Source organism: Pseudomonas sp. BAY1663 (assembly GCF_000582595.1).
Classification (GTDB): Bacteria; Pseudomonadota; Gammaproteobacteria; order Pseudomonadales; family Pseudomonadaceae; genus Stutzerimonas; species Stutzerimonas stutzeri_AF.
The window spans coordinates 37,502-54,524 of sequence record NZ_AZSV01000023.1 but is presented as its reverse complement, the minus strand read 5'-3'; the positions used below and the strand labels follow the sequence as shown (position 1 = coordinate 54,524).

At 66.2% G+C, this 17,023-nt stretch carries 12 protein-coding genes, 4 tRNA genes and 2 pseudogenes; 16 read left to right on the top strand and 2 right to left on the bottom strand.

Annotated elements, in window-relative coordinates; translation table 11 throughout:
• Positions 1–157 precede the first annotated feature (157 nt).
• Positions 158–1,352 (bottom strand): annotated as a pseudogene (locus BAY1663_RS09165) (amino acid aminotransferase).
• Positions 1,353–1,544: 192 nt separating this feature from the next.
• Between BAY1663_RS09165 and uvrB the strand changes: the two are divergent.
• The 7 genes from uvrB (at position 1,545) to BAY1663_RS09130 (ending at position 6,782) form a co-directional block, all read left to right on the top strand.
• On the top strand, positions 1,545–3,560 hold the full coding sequence (uvrB, locus tag BAY1663_RS09160) for an excinuclease ABC subunit UvrB (protein ID WP_037039774.1): 2,016 nt from the start codon (positions 1,545–1,547) through the stop codon (positions 3,558–3,560).
• Positions 3,561–3,844: 284 nt separating this feature from the next.
• Entirely contained in the window at positions 3,845–5,344 is a 1,500-nt protein-coding gene (gene gltX, locus BAY1663_RS09155) for a glutamate--tRNA ligase (RefSeq protein WP_037039772.1), read from the top strand.
• A 215-nt stretch (positions 5,345–5,559) separates the two neighbouring features.
• Positions 5,560–5,635: transfer RNA gene (locus tag BAY1663_RS09150), tRNA-Ala, on the top strand.
• A 51-nt stretch (positions 5,636–5,686) separates the two neighbouring features.
• Positions 5,687–5,762, top strand: a tRNA-Glu gene (locus tag BAY1663_RS09145).
• Positions 5,763–5,811: 49 nt separating this feature from the next.
• A tRNA-Ala gene (locus tag BAY1663_RS09140) sits at positions 5,812–5,887 on the top strand.
• A gap of 45 nt (positions 5,888–5,932) precedes the next feature.
• Positions 5,933–6,008 (top strand) — tRNA-Glu (locus tag BAY1663_RS09135).
• Between the two features lie 324 nt (positions 6,009–6,332).
• The gene (locus BAY1663_RS09130) at positions 6,333–6,782 is read left to right on the top strand and encodes a thioesterase family protein (protein ID WP_037039769.1); all 450 of its coding nucleotides are present in this window, start codon (positions 6,333–6,335) and stop codon (positions 6,780–6,782) included.
• Positions 6,783–6,873: 91 nt separating this feature from the next.
• Here the strand turns inward: BAY1663_RS09130 and BAY1663_RS09125 are convergent, their stop codons facing one another.
• Entirely contained in the window at positions 6,874–7,134 is a 261-nt protein-coding gene (locus BAY1663_RS09125) for a hypothetical protein (RefSeq protein ID WP_037039766.1), read from the bottom strand.
• A gap of 116 nt (positions 7,135–7,250) precedes the next feature.
• Here BAY1663_RS09125 and dinB point away from each other — a divergent pair, with 116 nt between their 5' ends.
• The 9 genes and pseudogenes from dinB to BAY1663_RS09080 all read left to right on the top strand — a co-directional run bounded on the left by dinB (position 7,251) and on the right by BAY1663_RS09080 (position 16,795).
• Positions 7,251–8,300, top strand: a complete 1,050-nt coding sequence (gene dinB / locus BAY1663_RS09120; RefSeq protein WP_164838443.1) for a DNA polymerase IV — start codon at positions 7,251–7,253, stop codon at positions 8,298–8,300.
• A 406-nt stretch (positions 8,301–8,706) separates the two neighbouring features.
• Complete coding sequence (locus BAY1663_RS09115) at positions 8,707–9,585, top strand: MSHA biogenesis protein MshI (RefSeq protein ID WP_256206634.1); 879 nt, start codon at positions 8,707–8,709, stop codon at positions 9,583–9,585.
• Positions 9,585–10,190 carry a PilN domain-containing protein gene (locus BAY1663_RS09110; protein WP_037039761.1) on the top strand — a complete coding sequence of 202 codons (606 nt, stop codon included), beginning with the start codon at positions 9,585–9,587 and terminating at the stop codon, positions 10,188–10,190. The genes BAY1663_RS09115 and BAY1663_RS09110 overlap by 1 nt, the downstream gene beginning before the upstream one ends.
• Complete coding sequence (locus BAY1663_RS09105) at positions 10,183–10,848, top strand: MSHA biogenesis protein MshJ (protein ID WP_037039758.1); 666 nt, start codon at positions 10,183–10,185, stop codon at positions 10,846–10,848. Before BAY1663_RS09110 ends, BAY1663_RS09105 begins: the two co-directional genes overlap by 8 nt.
• On the top strand, positions 10,841–11,167 hold the full coding sequence (locus BAY1663_RS09100; RefSeq protein ID WP_256046170.1) for a Type II secretory pathway component: 327 nt from the start codon (positions 10,841–10,843) through the stop codon (positions 11,165–11,167). Before BAY1663_RS09105 ends, BAY1663_RS09100 begins: the two co-directional genes overlap by 8 nt.
• Positions 11,164–12,765 (top strand): pilus (MSHA type) biogenesis protein MshL, encoded by a 1,602-nt coding sequence (mshL, locus tag BAY1663_RS09095; RefSeq protein WP_037039753.1) that lies wholly within the window; start codon positions 11,164–11,166, stop codon positions 12,763–12,765. Before BAY1663_RS09100 ends, mshL begins: the two co-directional genes overlap by 4 nt.
• A gap of 7 nt (positions 12,766–12,772) precedes the next feature.
• The gene (locus BAY1663_RS09090; RefSeq protein WP_037039750.1) at positions 12,773–13,702 is read left to right on the top strand and encodes an ExeA family protein; all 930 of its coding nucleotides are present in this window, start codon (positions 12,773–12,775) and stop codon (positions 13,700–13,702) included.
• A complete protein-coding gene (locus tag BAY1663_RS09085) occupies positions 13,699–15,072 on the top strand; it encodes a lipopolysaccharide assembly protein LapB (protein ID WP_037039748.1) in 1,374 nt (457 codons plus the stop codon). Before BAY1663_RS09090 ends, BAY1663_RS09085 begins: the two co-directional genes overlap by 4 nt.
• A pseudogene (locus BAY1663_RS09080) lies at positions 15,069–16,795 on the top strand (GspE/PulE family protein). Before BAY1663_RS09085 ends, BAY1663_RS09080 begins: the two are co-directional and overlap by 4 nt.
• Positions 16,796–17,023: the final 228 nt, after the last annotated feature.

Sequence of the window (17,023 nt, the reverse complement as noted above, 5' to 3'; positions counted from 1 at the left end):
CCAGGGACCCAATGATTAACAGTCATTTGCTCTACCGACTGAGCTATCGCGGAACAACGGTGCGTATCCTACTGTTTGGAAAGGAGAAGTCAACCCCTTCGAGCCTTTCCGGCAGCAGGTCCGCCAGGCGGGGCCGAGGCCCCGTTGGCGGCGGCGATCAGAGGACCTGGACGATGGCGTCGGTCACGTGGCCGATGTTGTTGTGGTTCAGCGCGGCGGCGCAGATGCGGCCGGTGGCGATGGCGTAGACGCCGAACTCGGCGCGCAGGCGCTCGACCTGTTCGGCGCTGAGGCCGGAGTAGGAGAACATGCCACGCTGGGCGGCGACGAAGCCGAAGTCCTGCTTGGCGCCCTTGGCCGCCAGTTGCTCGACCATGCTCAGGCGCATCTCGCGGATGCGATCGCGCATCTCGCCCAGCTCGGCTTCCCACAGGCGCGTAGTTCCGGGCTGTTGAGCACGCTGGAGACGATGATGGCGCCATGGGTCGGCGGGTTGGAGTAGTTGGTGCGAATCACGCGCTTGACCTGCGACAGCACGCGCGCCGACTCGTCGCGGTTCTGGGTGACCATCGACAGCGCGCCGACCCGCTCGCCGTACAGCGAGAAGGACTTGGAGAACGAGCTGGAGACGAAGAAGGTCATGCCCGATTCGGCGAACAGGCGCACCGCGGCGGCGTCTTGCTCGATGCCGTCGCCGAAACCCTGGTAGGCGATGTCGATGAACGGAACGTGGTCGCGCTCCCTGAGCACGTCGAGGATCTGCTTCCAGTCGTCCAGGGCCAGGTCGACGCCGGTGGGGTTGTGGCAGCAGGCGTGCAGCACGACGATGGAGCGCGCCGGCAGGTTGCGCAGGTCGGCGAGCATGCCGGCGCGGTCGATGCCGTGGCTGGCCGCGTCGTAGTAGCCGTAGTGGCGCACCGGGAAGCCGGCGGACTCGAACAGCGCGCGGTGGTTTTCCCAACTCGGGTTGCTGATGGCGACCACCGCATCGGGCAGCAGGCGCTTGAGGAAATCCGCGCCGACCTTGAGCGCGCCGGTACCGCCGAGCGCCTGGGCGGTGACGACGCGGCCCTCGGCGATCAGGCAGAGTCGTCGCCGAACAGCAGCTTCTGCACGGCGGCGTCGTAGGCGGCAATACCTTCGATCGGCAGGTAGCCGCGGGGCGCATGGGCGGCGAGGCGGGCCTGTTCGGCCTCGGCGACGGCGCGCAGCAGGGGAATGCGACCTTCTTCGTTGTAGTAGACACCGACCCCGAGGTTGACCTTGTTCGGCCGCGTGTCGGCGTTGAAGGCTTCAGTGAGGCCGAGGATGGGGTCGCGCGGCGCCATTTCGACAGCGGAGAACAAACTCATGGTGAGGGGGCTCGAAGGGAAGAGTGACAGATTCATCACCCCTCGCGTCGGCGCGCAGGGTGATGCGCAAACGGGGCGGTAGTATAGCGGTCATGCCTGTCGCCTGCGATATGCTAGTGCGGATTTATCGCGGGCTTCGTCGACTTCGCCGCGGGCGAAAATCCGGGGTTTCGCGCCTTTCAGAGGACCGATATGTCTCAGTTCGAACTGGTCACGCGTTTCAAGCCGGCCGGCGACCAGCCGGAGGCCATCCGGCAGATGATCGAGGGCATCGAGGCCGGGCTGTCGCACCAGACGCTGCTGGGCGTGACCGGCTCGGGCAAGACCTTCAGCATCGCCAACGTCATCGCCCACGTGCAGCGCCCGACGCTGGTGCTGGCGCCGAACAAGACCCTGGCGGCGCAGCTCTACGGCGAGTTCAAGGCGTTCTTCCCGCACAACGCGGTGGAGTATTTCGTCTCCTACTACGACTACTACCAGCCGGAAGCCTACGTGCCGTCGTCGGACACCTTCATCGAGAAGGATGCCTCGATCAACGACCACATCGAGCAGATGCGCCTGTCGGCGACCAAGGCGCTGCTGGAGCGCCCGGACGCGATCATCGTCACCACGGTGTCGTGCATCTACGGCCTGGGCGATCCGCAGTCCTACCTGAAGATGGTGCTGCACATCGACCGCGGCGACCGGCTCGATCAGCGCGAGCTGCTGCGCCGCCTGACCGGCCTGCAGTACACCCGCAACGACATGGATTTCGCCCGCGCCACCTTCCGCGTGCGCGGCGACGTGATCGACGTGTTCCCGGCCGAATCGGACCTGGAGGCGGTGCGCATCGAGCTGTTCGACGACGAGGTGGAAAGCCTGTCCGCCTTCGACCCGCTGACCGGCGAGGTGATCCGCAAGTTGCCGCGCTTCACCTTCTACCCCAAGAGCCACTACGTGACGCCGCGCGAGACGCTGCTCGAGGCCATCGAAAAGATCAAGGACGAGCTGCGCCAGCGCCTCGACTACCTGCGCAGCCAGAACAAGCTGGTGGAGGCGCAGCGGCTGGAGCAGCGCACCCGTTTCGATCTGGAAATGATCATGGAACTGGGCTACTGCAATGGCATCGAGAACTACTCGCGCTACCTGTCCGGGCGCGAGGAGGGCGAGCCGCCGCCGACGCTGTTCGACTACCTGCCGGCCGATGCGCTGCTGGTGATCGACGAGTCCCACGTCTCGGTGCCGCAGGTCGGGGCCATGTACAAGGGCGACCGTTCGCGCAAGGAAACCCTGGTCGAATACGGCTTCCGCCTGCCGTCGGCGCTGGACAACCGGCCGATGCGCTTCGACGAATGGGAGGCGATCTGCCCGCAGACCATCTTCGTTTCCGCCACGCCGGGGCCGTACGAGGCCGAGCATGCCGGGCGGGTGGTCGAGCAGGTGGTGCGCCCGACCGGCCTGGTCGACCCGCAGATCGAGGTGCGCCCGGCGCTGACCCAGGTCGACGACCTGCTGTCGGAAATCCGCAAGTGCGTGGCCAAGGAAGAGCGCGTACTGGTCACCACCCTGACCAAGCGCATGGCCGAGGACCTCACCGACTACCTCGGCGACCACGACGTGCGGGTGCGCTACCTGCACTCGGACATCGATACGGTGGAACGGGTCGAGATCATCCGCGACCTGCGCCTGGGCACCTTCGACGTGCTGGTGGGCATCAACCTGCTGCGCGAGGGCCTGGATATGCCGGAAGTGTCGCTGGTGGCCGTGCTCGATGCCGACAAGGAAGGCTTCCTGCGCTCCGAGCGCTCGCTGATCCAGACCATCGGCCGCGCCGCACGCAACCTCAACGGCCGGGCGATCCTCTACGCCGACAACATCACCGGTTCCATGCAGCGCGCCATCGACGAGACCGAACGCCGGCGCGCCAAGCAGATCGCCTTCAACGAGGCGCACGGCATCGTGCCCAAGGGCGTGAAGAAGGATGTCCAGGACATCCTCGAAGGCGCCACCGTGCCCGGCTCACGCAGCCGCAAGCGGCGCAGCGAGGCCAAGGCCGCGGAGGAGAGCGCCCGCTACGAGAACGAGCTGCGCTCGCCGAGCGAGATCACCAAGCGCATCCGCCAGCTGGAAGAGAAGATGCTGCTGCTGGCGCGCGACCTGGAATTCGAAGCCGCCGCCGAGGCGCGCGACGAAATCCACAAGCTGCGCGAGCGGCTGTTGCAGGTCTGAGGTGGCAGGCCGGCATCGCCGCCCACGAAAAGCGGTCTGAAGGCCGTGGAGCCTTCGTAGGGTGCGTTCCACGCACCGATGCCCACGCATGAGCCGGCTGGTGCGCGGAGCGCACCCTACGGTGTGTGGGGCTTGTCGTAGGGTGCGCTCCGCGCACCGAATTGCCCGCAGGGATGCTTTCAAGGCGGATGCCCGCACCGGCGTTCGGCTGGAGCCCATCGCGGCGCGCCTGCTAACATTCGCTCTTTCGTTTTCCGCATGTCCTTTTCCGTCCGAGAGCATTCATGACCACGGTTCGCACCCGCATCGCGCCATCTCCTACCGGCGATCCCCACGTCGGCACCGCCTATATCGCGCTGTTCAACCTGTGCTTCGCCCGGCAGCACGGCGGCCAGTTCATCCTGCGCATCGAGGACACCGACCAGTTGCGCTCGACCCGCGAATCGGAACAACAGATCTACGACGCGCTACGCTGGCTGGGCATCGAATGGGACGAGGGCCCCGACGTCGGCGGCCCGCACGGCCCGTACCGGCAGAGCGAGCGTGGCGCGATCTACAGGAAGTACTCGGACGAACTGGTCGCCAAGGGCCATGCCTTCCCCTGCTTCTGCAGCGCCGAACGCCTCGACCAGGTGCGCGCCGAGCAGATGGCCAACAAGGAAACCCCGCGCTACGACGGCCACTGCATGCACATCGCGGCGGAGGAGGCGCAGCGGCGCATCGCCAGTGGCGAGTCCCACGTGGTTCGCATGAAGGTGCCGAGCGAGGGCATCTGCCAGGTACCGGACATGCTGCGCGGCACCGTCGAGATCGGCTGGGACCGCATGGACATGCAGGTGCTGATGAAGGCCGACGGCCTGCCGACCTATTTCCTTGCCAACGTCGTCGACGACCACCTGATGGGCATCACCCACGTGCTGCGCGGCGAGGAATGGCTGCCGTCGGCGCCGAAGCTGATCAAGCTCTACGAGTACTTCGGTTGGGAGCAGCCGCAGCTGTGCTACATGCCGCTGCTGCGCAATCCGGACAAGAGCAAGCTGTCCAAGCGCAAGAACCCCACCTCGGTGACCTTCTACGAGCGCATGGGCTTCCTGCCGCAGGCGATGCTCAACTACCTCGGTCGCATGGGCTGGTCGATGCCGGACGAGCGCGAGAAGTTCACCCTGGCGGAAATGATCGAGCACTTCGACATCAATCGTGTTTCCCTCGGCGGGCCGATCTTCGACCTGGAGAAGCTTTCCTGGCTCAACGGCCAGTGGCTGCGCGAGCTGTCGCTGGAGCAGTTCGCTGCCGAAGTGCAGCGCTGGGCGCTGAACCCCGAATACCTGATGAAGATCGCGCCGCACGTGCAGCAGCGGGTGGAAACCTTCAGCCAGATCGCGCCGCTGGCCGGCTTCTTCTTCTCCGGTGCGCTGAACCTCGATCCGGCCCTGTTCGCCCACAAGAAGCTGGATGCAACCCAGGTGCGCCAGGTGCTGCAGCTGATCCTCTGGAAGCTCGAAGCCCTGCGTCAGTGGGAGAAGGAGCGCATCACCGCCTGCATCACCCAGGTGGCGGAGCATCTGGGCCTCAAGCTGCGTGACGCGATGCCGCTGATGTTCGCCGCCATCACTGGCCAGGTCAGCTCGGTGTCGGTGCTCGACGCCATGGAAATCCTCGGGCCGGACCTGACTCGCTTCCGCCTGCGCAACGCGCTGGAACTGCTGGGTGGCGCGTCGAAGAAGGAAACCAAGGAGTGGGAAAAGCTGCTGGCGACCCTAGGGTCTGTTCCCATTTCGTCGTGAGCCGCGCAAAAGCAGGCTCCGGCGCGGCCGCGAACGAACGGGAACAGACCCTAATCTGAGCCGGCCGACGACTGGAGCAGGGCGCGCGCGGGTTTTACAGGCGCCATTCGTCGGCGGTAAGTAGTTGTTCCTAATGCCAAAAAACTTCGGCTGCGGTCGAAAATATTGTTGACACTGCCCAGGGGCGCCCCTAATATGCGCCCCGTCCTCGAGATGGGGCTATAGCTCAGCTGGGAGAGCGCTTGCATGGCATGCAAGAGGTCGACGGTTCGATCCCGTCTAGCTCCACCAATCTCGATCGCCACACCGGTCGCTTCGATCGGTCGCCTTTGAAGGGCTTGCGTCCCCTTCGTCTAGTGGCCTAGGACACCGCCCTTTCACGGCGGTAACAGGGGTTCGAGTCCCCTAGGGGACGCCACTATTGCGCGATGCGTACTGCGCATTGCACGTCGCGAGACGCTAAATCCGGGGCTATAGCTCAGCTGGGAGAGCGCTTGCATGGCATGCAAGAGGTCGACGGTTCGATCCCGTCTAGCTCCACCAATTTCCAGCGATCTGCAGAAGCATTGCGGTTCGTACGAAGGTTTCGTCCCCTTCGTCTAGTGGCCTAGGACACCGCCCTTTCACGGCGGTAACAGGGGTTCGAGTCCCCTAGGGGACGCCATTTTATTGCCCGTCTTGGGCATCAAGGGGTCATCTCTCATGAGATGGCCCTTTTTGTTTTGCCTGTATGGAAAGCCGGCTAGAGCTGGCTGGAATATCCAAAAACATCGCCCCGAGGTCGGGTCTCCCACGAAAGCAATCGGTGCACACCGGAGCCAGTGGGCGCGCGCTCGCGGCGATTGCAGGCTGCAGGTCTGCCGAAGGATCGAGGTCTCGCCCCCGGGTTGCTGAATGCTTCGCCATCGCGCGCAACAACGGGCGTGACTCGCTGGGCTGTCTGCGGTCTCATAGGGCGTCGCAAACAATCGGTCGGGAGCTACGAGCAATGAGCTGGGATCAAGCGCAAGCATTCATCATCGATCTTCAGGTGCTGCCCGGGCACATCGACGAACTCGGTCACGCCAACAACGCGGTCTACGTGACGTGGCTGGAGCAGTGCGCCTGGCAGCATTCCCAAAGCCTGGGGCTCGGGGTGGGCGATTATCGTCGCCTGGATCGCGCCATGGCGGTGCTGCGGCACGAGATCGACTACCTCGCGGCGGCCTACGAAGGCGATCTGCTGCAGTTGGGCACCTGGATTTCCGAGTCCGATCAGCGTTTGAAGATGAAGCGCAGTTTCCAGCTGATCAGGCCGGCCGATGGCGCGACCCTGCTGCGGGCGCAGACGACTTTCGTCTGTATCGAACTCTCCAGCGGCAAGCCCAAGCGGATGCCGACGGAGTTCGTCGAGGGTTATGGCCGGGCGCTGGTGCAGCCCTATCCCTTGGAGTTGTAGGGCGCGCTATCCGCTGAGCCCCGGTGCGCGAACTGCTCGTGCAGGGCATCGCGGCGCGGGCTCGGCGTCCTCGCTCGCGCCGCGAAAGCTCTTAGTTGCCGGACTGTTCGGGGCGTTTCATCTCGCTTTCCTTGCGCTGCTCGGCGTCCTTGCGCCACTGTTCCTCGTTCTGCTTCTTCATGTGCTTGCGCTTGGCTTCTTCGCGGGCTTCGATATGGGGGTTGCTGGCCTTGTCCTGGCTGGGTTGGGTCTGCATGCCCTGGGGCTGTGTATTCATCATGTCCTGGTCCGCCGTGACGGCGGTGCAGAAAAATACGGCAAGCGCCGCTGCTCCAATGTTCAGGAATTTCATGTGAACCTCCGGTTGTTCTGCCTGCGGGCGAGTGGCCCGCTCGTCGTCAGTATTGATGACTCCCGGCGCTCGTGCTTCGTTCCTTGTGGGGCGTGGCGGCGGTGACGAGTGTGCGCCTGCGCAAGATCATCCATATCGATTGCGACTGCTTCTACGCGGCGATCGAGATGCGCGACGACCCGAGCCTGGCGCGCCGCCCGATCGCCGTCGGCGGTGCCGCGGATCGACGTGGGGTGATCGCCACCTGCAATTACGAGGCGCGGGCTTATGGTGTGCGTTCGGCCATGGCCTCGGCGCATGCGCTCAAGCTGTGTCCGGACCTGCTGATCCTGCGCCCACGGATGGATGCCTACAAAGAGGCATCGCGGGAGATTCACAACATCTTCCGTACCTACACCGAGCAGATCGAGCCGCTGTCGCTGGACGAGGCCTATCTCGACGTTTCCGCCTGCGAGCATTTCGCCGGTAGTGCCACCCGCATCGCCGAGGACATTCGTCGGCGGGTCTGGCAGCAGCTGCGCATCACGGTCTCGGCCGGCGTGGCGCCCAACAAGTTTCTCGCCAAGATCGCCAGCGACTGGAACAAGCCCGACGGCCTGTGCGTCATCACGCCGGCGCAGGTGGATGGCTTCGTCGAGGCCCTCGAGGTCAAGCGGCTGCATGGTGTCGGCCGGGTCACGGCCGAGAAGCTGGCGCGCCTGGGCATTCGCACCTGTGGTGACCTTCGCGAGTGGGGCAAGCTGGAGCTGGTCCGCGAGTTCGGTGCCTTTGGTGAGCGCCTCTGGGGCTTGGCGCGGGGCATCGACGAGCGGTCGGTGCAGGTGGAGAGCCGGCGCCAGTCGGTCAGTGTCGAACAGACCTACGACCGCGACCTGCCTGATCTGGCGGCCTGCCTGGAGCGGCTACCGGAGTTGCTGCAGCAGCTTGGCGTGCGCATGGCGAGGCTGGATGGCGGCTACCGTCCTGCAAAGCCCTTCGTGAAACTCAAGTTCCATGACTTCACCCAGACGACTCTCGAGCAGGCCGGTGCGGGCCTTGAGCTGGCCGACTATGCCGAGCTGCTCGGCAATGCCTTCTCTCGCGGCGGCAAGCCGGTCCGCCTGATCGGTGTGGGGGTGCGTCTGATCGATCTGCGTGGCGGTTTCGAGCAACTGAGTCTGTTCTGAGCGGCGTGGGCCGGCGCGTCTGCCGGAACACGATCGCGCTGTCTGCCCCTGGATAGAGCCTTTCCTCCCGTCTCCGACGAGCCGTTCGTCCGATGTCTGTTTTTGTGACCTGTTCGAGCGACGAGTGGTCGCAAGGATCCGTAGCGCGTGGCGATGTATTTACTTGAGAATCCGCGCAACATATTTGACGTTGTTAATTTGACGCTTTAATGGCGCATGAATTGATCTCCGACAATATTTGGACACGTAAAACCAATATTGTTAGAGTCCTCGGCTAGATGGCAATTTGCTATCTGTCCGTGACCGCAATGTCGAGCCTCGTTGCACAGCTTTAGCACGAACATTCTTGGCGAGGGAGCCAGTAGTGGGTCTGTTTTCCAGAACCAAGAAATCCAGAGCGGCCGGTGTGCTTGGAATCGAAGTCGATCCGCATGGCATCGCCCTGGCGCAGGTGACGCGTGTGCCCGGGCAGCAGCCGGCCTTGCTGTGCTGCGAATATCACGAGGCGCCGGTCGAGGCGCATGCGCAACTGCTCGAAAGGCTCGTGGCCGAGCGCGACCTGCAGGGCCTGCCGGTGAACGTGCTGCTGCATCCCTCCGAATACCAGATCTTCCTGCTCGAAGCGCCCGATGTGCCATCCGAGGAGTTGCGCGACGCCATGCGCTGGCGCGTCAAGGACATGATCAGCCAGCCACTCGATAACGTGGTGCTCGACTGCTTCGCACTGCCGGAGGACGCCTACCGCGGGCGCACCCGCATGGTCTATTGCGCAGTCCTCGAGAAAAGCCGGATGCAGCATTATGCCCGGCTCATGCAGCGCGCCGGTCTGCGCCTGGCGAGTATCGACATCACCGAAATGGCCTTTCGCAACCTCGGCCTGCTCGCCGGTGCCGAGGGCGTGAACCTCGCCTTGCTGCGGCTGCGCACCAGCGAAGGCCTGATCTGCATCCAGAATGGCGCCGACATCTACATGGCGCGGCATATCGAACATGGCCTGGCCCGCGCCGCCCAGGACCTGGGCAGCATGACCCTGGAAATCCAGCGTTCGCTGGACTACTTCGAGAGCCAGCTTGGCAAGGGCTACATCAACCGGTTGATGCTGCTGCCGATGAAGCAGGACAGCGAGCGAACCCATCAGGCCCTGGCCTCCGGCCTGGCGGTGAACCTGCAGCGGCTCGACCTGCGCGAGCTGTTTCCCGGCCAACCGGTCGCCGAGCTGCCCGAGGCGCGGCAGGCCTTCTGTTTTGGCGCGGTCGGTGCCGCACTGCGTCAGGAAGCCTGCTGATGCAGAACATCAATCTCTACCAGCACGAACGTCGTCGCACGGGCGGCCCGCGGCCGCGGCAGATGCTGCTCGGCGTGGGTGCGCTGGCGCTGCTGATGCTGTTGCATGGAGTCGCGCAGGGCTGGCAGCTGCGTCAAGCGGCCGAAGCCCGGCACCAGGCCGAGGCCCAGGCGGCGGCGAACGAGGCACGACTTGCTGCCTTCAAGGCCGATTACCGCGAGCCACAGCTGGATGCGCAATTGCCGGTCCAACTGGCCGAGCGCGAGGCGGAGAACCGCCAGCTGCAGCGCCTGGCCAGTCACTTGCAGCGCCTCGACAACCAGCTGCGTGGCGGCTTCGCGCCAGTGCTCGCCGCGCTGGCCGATCGGCATCCGCCGAGTGGGTTGTGGTTGACGCGCATCCGCCTGCAGGCAGGTGGCAGCGACCTGCTGTTGCGCGGTTTCAGCCAGGACCAGGAGCTGCTGCCGCTTTACCTGGAAAGCCTGGGGCGCAGCGAGGCATTGCGTGGGCGCGAGTTCGCCAGTTTCGATCTGCAGCGCGACGACGACGGCCTGCTGCGTTTCCGTCTGTCGTCGCGCCTCGACAAGGAAACCGCCGATGAATAGTGCCGTGAAGGCGGTCGTGCAACGCTGGGGAACGCTGGCGCCCCGCGAGCAGTGGCTGGGCTATCTGGTCGGCCTGGCCCTGCTGGCCATGCTCTACGTGCTGCTGGTCGCCGATCCGCTCGGCCAGCGTATTGTCGCGCAGGAGAACCAGCGTCAGCTCGCCGAGGTCCGCCGCTCGGAGGCGCACAATACGCTGCTCGAGCTGCAGGCACGGCTTGCCGCCGATCCCAATCGCAGCTATCGGGAGGCCCTGCAGGCCGCGCAAAACGAGCGGGAGCGGATTCTCCGGCGCATCGACGAGGAGACCAGCGCGCTGGTTTCGCCGGCCCGGATGAAAGCGCTGTTGCAGGACCTGCTGCGCACCCAGCCGCGCCTGCAGCTGGTGCAGCTGGAAAGCTTCAGCACACCGCTGGAATTGCCCGCCGCGGCGGAGGAGGCCAAGCCAGCGGCGCCGGGCTTCTATCGTCACGGCCTGCGGCTGACGCTGCAGGGCGGCTATTTCGAACTGCTCGACTACCTGCATTCGGTTCAGAACAGCGGCTGGCGCCTGCACTGGGACAACCTCGACTACCAGATCGAGGAGGCCGGGCCGGACGCGGCACGGATTACCCTCGAGCTGCATACCTTGAGTCGCGAAGCGGGGTGGGTGGGTGTCTAGATCGTTCCGTGCCGCCTGGCTTGCGTTGCTTCTGCCGGCTTCGGCGTTCGCCATCGACCCGACCCGGCCGCCCGCCGCCCTCACTCCCGCGCCCGCCGAACGGCAGGCGTCGGTGGCCTTGCACCTGCAGGCCATCATCCGCACCGGCAAGGTCGCGCGTGCCGTGGTCAATGGCGCGTCGCTGCGGGTCGGCGATGGCCTGGCCGGCGCCCGCGTGCTGGCGATCAATCCGAATTCCGTCCTGATCGAGCGCGATGGGCAGCGACAGCTGTTGCGTCTGGCCGCGCCGGTTATCACTTCGAGCCGAACCACACCATGATGCCGATCCTTTTGCCGCGCCTCGGCTTGCTGAGCCTGTTCTGTCTGCTGGCCGCCTGCCAGACCTTCGAAGATGGCGACAAGCGCCTGTACGAGCAGAGCAACCGGCTGTTCGAGGAAAGCCTCGAGCAGAGCCAGGCCAAGGCCGTGCCGCCGCCCTCGGTGCAGGCGGCGCTGATTCCGCCGATGAGCCTCGATGCCGCGCCGGGCGCCAGCGGGCCGCGCTTCGACGTGGCGGTCAGCGACATGCCGGCCCGCGAGTTCTTCCTCAGCCTGATGGACAGCGCCGGGCAGAACCTGCTGGTGCACCCCGGCGTGACCGGCAACATCACCTTCAGCCTGCGCAACGTGACGCTGGAGGAAGTGCTCGCGGCGGTGCGCGACAGCTACGGCTACGACTACCGCCGCACCAGCTACGGCTACCAGATCCAGCCGAACCTGGCGGTGACCCGCACCTACGACCTGAACTACCTGAACGTCCAGCGCCAGGGCATGAGCGATACCCGGGTCAGTTCCGGGCAGGTTACCACCAGCGACAACACCGGCACGGCGGCGAGCGGCACCACCACCAGCACGACGTCCAGCACGGTCAACGCCAGCCAGCTGCTGACCAGCAGCAACATGGACTTCTGGAGCGAAGTGCGCGACGTGGTGGCAATGATGATCGGCAACGAGCAAGGCAACAGCGTGGTGGTCAACCCGCAGGCCGGCCTGCTGGTGGTCCGTGCATCGAGCGCCGACCAGCAGAACGTCGAGCACTTCCTGCAGCAGGCCCAGCGCAACCTGCAGCGCCAGGTCATCCTGGAGACCAAGATTCTCGAAGTGAACCTGTCCGATGGTTTCCAGGCGGGGATCAACTGGGCGCAGCTCGGCAGCATGGGCAATGCCGACTTCTCCCTGGGTGTGCAAGGCGACGCGCTGACCGGAGTGGACAATGTTGGCGGTGTGTTCAGCGCGACGGTCACTGTCGGCGACTTCGCCGGCATGCTCCAGCTGCTGGAAACCCAGGGCGATGTGCGCGTGCTCTCCAGCCCGCGTATCTCCACGCTGAACAACCAGAAGGCGGTGATCAAGGTCGGCACCGACGAATTCTTCGTCACCGATGTTTCCACCACCACCACCTCGCTGGCCGGCGGCACCACCGCGCCGGATCTGGATATCACCCTGACGCCATTCTTCTCCGGCATCTCGCTGGACGTGACGCCGCAGATCGACGAGAACGACCAGGTCACCCTGCACGTGCGGCCCACCGTCAGCCGCGTGCAGGACCAGAACAAGAGCATCCAGCTGGGCGGCGCCGACAACGTCTTCAACCTGCCGCTGGCGCTGTCCACCACGCGCCAGTCGGACTCCATCGTGCGTGCGCGCAGCGGCCAGGTGGTGGTCATCGGCGGCCTGCTGGAGAACCGCAACACCAACAACGACGCCAACATCCCCTGGGCTTCCAAGCTGCCGATCGTCGGTGGGCTGTTCCAGCAGCAGCGCAAGGCGCTCCAGCAGACCGAGCTGGTCATCCTCATGCGCCCGCAGGTGATCGATGACCAGGTCTGGCTCGACGAACTGCGCCGCAGCGCCGAGTCGTTCCGGCAGGTGAGGTAGTCGGCAGATGTACGAAGCATTCTTCGGCCTGCGCGAGAAGCCTTTCGCGCTGACGCCCAACACCGGGTTCATGGTGCAGCTGCCGCCTTATCAGGCCTGCCTGAACCTGCTGCGCGTGGCGCTGGCCGAGGGGGAGGGGTTCATCAAGGTGACCGGCGAGGTGGGCACCGGCAAGACCCTGCTTTGTCGGGCACTGCTCAAGCAGCTGGATACCGAGCACTACCAGCTCGCCTGGCTGCCGAACCCGGCGCTCGGGCCGATGGTGCTGCGCCAGGCGCTGGCGCACGAGCTGCACGTGGCGGACGTCGAGCAGCTGGACAACCATGGCCTGCTCGCCGCACTGCACCGGCGCTTGATCGAGCTGGCCGGCATGGGCAAGAGCACCGTGCTGCTGATCGACGAGGCGCAGGCCCTGCCGCCGGCAACGCTGGAAGCCCTGCGCCTGTTGACCAACCTCGAAACCGAGCAGCGCAAGCTGCTGCAGGTGGTGCTGTTCGGTCAGCCGGAACTGGATGCCACCCTGGCCCGCGAGGATTTCCGCCAGCTGCGCCAGCGCATCACCTTTTCCTATCGGCTGCGCCCGCTGGACGTCGCCGACACCCGCCGCTACCTGCAGGAGCGCATGGCCGCGGCCGGCTACCAGGGCGAGCCGCTGTTCAAGCCGGCCGCGGTGCGCCTGCTGGTCAAGGGCAGCGGCGGCATCCCTCGCTTGCTCAACATCCTCGCCAACAAATGCCTGATGGCCGCCTTCGGCGAGGGCCGGCGCCGGGTCGAAGGGCGTCATGTGCGCCGGGCGTTGAGCGATACCGAGGGCGCGCGTCCGTTCCTGCGCGGCGCTTCGCCGCTGCGCTGGGCCGTCTGGGCGGGGGCCTTGTCGCTGAGCCTGCTGCTGGGCGCCTGGCCCTGGCTTGGCCGGCTCTCCGAGGTGCTGCCATGAGCCTGGTCAACGACATGCTGCGCGACCTCGAAATGCGCCGCGCCACGCCGGTCGAGCGCGAGCGGCTTGCAGGCATGTACGCGGTGGACGAGGCCGCCGCCGCGCGCCGCGAACGCTTCGAGCGCATGCGTCGTTGGCTGCTGGTGGCGGTGGCGGGTGTGCTGATGGCGATTCCGCTGGGCGTGTTCGTCGAGCGACAACTGGGTGCCGGCGCCGAAGTGGTCGAGACCCCGGTCGGCGTTCCGGCGCCCGTGGCCCCTGCCGCGACCCGCTTGCTCGACGTGCTGCCGCAGCAGGACGGCAAGCGCTTCGTGCTGCAACTGCTGCTGGACCGTTCGGTCAGCTACCAGCGCACCGACGAAGGCGGTGCGGTCAGCCTGCGCCTGCCGGGCGTGGAACTGGCCGGCGAGGTGCGTAGCGGCCGTATCGAGCGCGACGGCCTGAGCCTCTCCTGGCGTGTGGAGCAGCAGGGCGAACAGGTCCAGGTGCTGCTGATCGGCATGACCGAGCGCCTCGACATCCGCGATCGACTCGAGCCGGCCGGCGGCCATTGGCAGCTATGGCTGGAAACCGCGCTGGGTGCGGCCTCGACCGACGAGGCCGTCGACCTGCAGGACCTGCCGCTCGCCGAGCCGGCGCTGGACGAAGCGGCATTGCCCGAGTGGGTGACCCGCACGGCGCCCGCCGAGCAGGCTCCGTCGCCCCCGACCGTGCGTGACGCCGAACGCCAAGCCGTGCCGGCAGCGCCGCAAGCCGTGCAATCGCCTGCCTCGGCCAGGCCGTCCATGCAGATTGGCAGCCATCGCCCGGATGCCCTGGACCAGGCACGCGAGGCACTGCGCCAGGGTGACTTCCCGCGCGCCATCGAGCAGTTGCAGGGGCTGCACAAGGCGCAGCCGGACAATCCCGAGACGACCCGCTGGCTGGCCCGCGCCTATCTCGCCGCCGGCGACAGCACGACGCTGCTCGGCTGGCTGCCGGCCCAGCTGCAGGCGCGACCATTCGATGCCGAACTGCGCATGCTGCTGGCCCGCGGCCAGTTGCTCGGCGGCGACAACGCCGGCGCGCTCGCCACGCTGAAACAGAATCCGCCAGCGCTGGCGAGCGATCCGGCCTATCACGCCTTGCTCGCCGCGCTGTACCAGCAGGTCGGCGACTGGGCGGGTAGCGCCGTGGTTTACCGGCAACTGGTCAATGTCCATGGGCAGCAGGCGGCCTGGCAGCTGGGACTGGCCATCGCCTACGAACAACTCGACCAGCCGCTGCAGGCGGCCCGGCATTATCGCCTGGCGCTGCAGGGGCAGGGGCTGGACGGCAGCGCCCGGCGCTTCGCCGAAGAACGGGCCGGCGCCCTGGGAGGTAAACGATGACGCCGCAGGACATGCGCCAGCGCAAGATCCGTCTCGGCGATCTGCTGGTCCAGGCCGGCCTGATCAGCGAGGCCCAACTGCAGCAGGCGCTGCAGGACCAGAAGCGCACCGGCTCCAAGCTCGGGCGCACGGTGCTCGACCTCGGCTTCATCGACGAAGGGCGACTGCTGCGCGCGCTGTCCGAGCAGCTGCAGATCCCCTTCGTCGAACTCAAGCACTACAAGTTCGACAACCAGCTGACCCAGAGCCTGCCCGAAGCCGTGGCCCGGCGCTTCCGGGTGATCGTGCTGTCGCGCCAGGGCGACGGCCTGCTGGTGGGCATGACCGACCCGCTCGACCTGTTCGCCCAGGATGAGATGGAGCGCCTGCTGGGCAAGCGCGTGCACCCCGCGGTGGTGCGCGAAAGCGAACTGCTCGGCGCGCTCGACCAGCTCTACCGGCGCACCAGCGAGATCGCCTCGCTGGCCGGCGAGCTCGAAGGCGAGTTGCAGGACAGCGACTTCGACCTGTCGCGCCTGGGCGCCGAGAGCAACAGCGATGCACCGGTGGTGCGCCTGCTGCAGACGCTGTTCGAGGACGCGGTGCAGATGAAGGCTTCGGACATCCACATCGAGCCGGACGAGGGCGTGGTGCGCATCCGCCAGCGCATCGACGGCGTGCTCAACGAACAGGTGATGAAGGAGCACCGGGTCGCCTCGGCGCTGGTTATGCGGCTGAAGATCATGTCCGGCCTGGACATCTCCGAGAAGCGCCTGCCGCAGGACGGCCGCTTCAACATCCGGGTGAAGAACCGCAACCTCGACGTGCGCGTCTCGACCATGCCGGTGCAGTTCGGCGAATCGGTGGTGATGCGCCTGCTCGACCAGAGCGGGGCGATGTTCCAGCTCGACGGCACCGGCATGCCGGCGGTCATGCTCGAACGCTTCCGCCGCCTGCTGCAGCGCCCGCACGGCATGGTGCTGGTCACCGGCCCCACCGGCTCGGGCAAGACCACCACGCTTTACGCCGGGCTGTCCGAGCTGAACAGCCCGGAGAAGAAGATCATCACCGTGGAAGACCCGGTGGAATACCGGCTGCCGCGGATCAACCAGGTGCAGGTCAACGCCAGGATCGAACTGACCTTCGCCCGCGTGCTGCGCGCTGCGCTGCGCCAGGACCCGGACATCGTCCTGGTCGGCGAGATCCGCGACCAGGAAACCGCCGAGATCGGCCTGCGCGCCGCGCTCACCGGCCACCTGGTGCTCTCGACCCTGCACACCAACGACGCCCTGACCTCGGCCATGCGCCTGATCGACATGGGCGTCGAACCCTTCCTGGTGGCCACCGCGCTCAATGCCGTGCTGGCCCAGCGCCTGGTGCGCCGGGTCTGCGAGAACTGCCTGGAAGACCACCAGCCCGATCCGCGCCAGCTGGCCTGGCTGGAAGCGTTGCACGGCGGCTCGCTGGAAGGCCGCGGCTTCAAGCGTGGCAGCGGTTGCCACCATTGCCACAACACCGGCTATGCCGGCCGCGTCGGCGTCTACGAACTGCTGGAACTGGACGAACCGATGATCGCTGCCCTGCGCCGCGGCGACCCGCAGGCTTCGCCGAAGCCGCGCGCCAGCAACCGCACTACCGCCCGCTGGCGGCCTGCGCCCTGGACTACGCCATCGCCGGCATCACCAGCGTCGACGAAGTGCTGAAAGTCTGCGCCACCCTGGCCGACGACGAGGTGAGCGCGTGAACGCCCGGCATCCGGCCTCTCTCATACAATCCTGCGCCTGTAATCGCCGCGAGGGCGCGCCTCCTACAGGGTTCGGTGTGCACAGCCTGCTTTTGTGGGAGGCCCGCCCCCGGGGCAATGCTTTTGACGCCCGCTACCCGGCCTCTCACACACGATCCAACGCCTGCAATCGCCGCGAGGGCGCGCCTCCCACAGGGTTCGGTGTGCACAGCCTGCTTTTGTGGGAGG

Bases quoted from the DNA above. Each gene is read 5' to 3' on its own strand.
- uvrB (WP_037039774.1), top strand. From the start codon at position 1,545: ATGTCTCAGTTCGAACTGGTCACGCGTTTCAAGCCGGCCGGCGACCAG.
- gltX (WP_037039772.1), top strand. From the start codon at position 3,845: ATGACCACGGTTCGCACCCGCATCGCGCCATCTCCTACCGGCGATCCC.
- BAY1663_RS09130 (WP_037039769.1), top strand. From the start codon at position 6,333: ATGAGCTGGGATCAAGCGCAAGCATTCATCATCGATCTTCAGGTGCTG.
- BAY1663_RS09125 (WP_037039766.1), bottom strand. From the start codon at position 7,134: ATGAAATTCCTGAACATTGGAGCAGCGGCGCTTGCCGTATTTTTCTGC.
- BAY1663_RS09110 (WP_037039761.1), top strand. From the start codon at position 9,585: ATGCAGAACATCAATCTCTACCAGCACGAACGTCGTCGCACGGGCGGC.
- BAY1663_RS09105 (WP_037039758.1), top strand. From the start codon at position 10,183: ATGAATAGTGCCGTGAAGGCGGTCGTGCAACGCTGGGGAACGCTGGCG.
- mshL (WP_037039753.1), top strand. From the start codon at position 11,164: ATGATGCCGATCCTTTTGCCGCGCCTCGGCTTGCTGAGCCTGTTCTGT.
- BAY1663_RS09090 (WP_037039750.1), top strand. From the start codon at position 12,773: ATGTACGAAGCATTCTTCGGCCTGCGCGAGAAGCCTTTCGCGCTGACG.
- BAY1663_RS09085 (WP_037039748.1), top strand. From the start codon at position 13,699: ATGAGCCTGGTCAACGACATGCTGCGCGACCTCGAAATGCGCCGCGCC.